Annotated in this window: 1 protein-coding gene; it reads right to left on the reverse strand. The window is 77.9% G+C overall.

Translation table 11 applies throughout. From position 1 onward, the window contains the following. A partial coding sequence (locus tag D452_RS30615) for a hypothetical protein (protein WP_040692898.1) occupies window positions 1–307 on the reverse strand: 307 nt, incomplete at both ends.

A 307-nucleotide genomic window follows, 5' to 3' on the forward strand; every position in this document is an offset into this window, starting at 1 on the left:
CCAGCGCACCGTATGGGCGTCGGAGGATCCGGAGGGCTCCTGCGCGGCCGGTGCCCCGGAGCGGGGCGCCCGGTGCTCGACGCGGGTGAGGACGTCCTCGCCGGGGCCGGGCTCGCGGGTGAGGATCCGCTCCCCGGTGTCGGTGCACACCCGGATCTCGGCGAGGTCGGCGAGCGCCAGCAGCAGCGCCGGGGTGGTGGCTTCCAGCAGTTCCCGGAGCCGCGCGGCGGCGTCGGCGTCGCGCAGCACGAGGGCGATCTCGGTGTCGTAGCCCGCCGCGGGCGCGGCGTCGGAGGCGAACGGCAGG

It is taken from the genome of Nocardiopsis prasina DSM 43845 (genome assembly GCF_000341265.1).
Taxonomy (GTDB): Bacteria; Actinomycetota; Actinomycetes; order Streptosporangiales; family Streptosporangiaceae; genus Nocardiopsis; species Nocardiopsis prasina.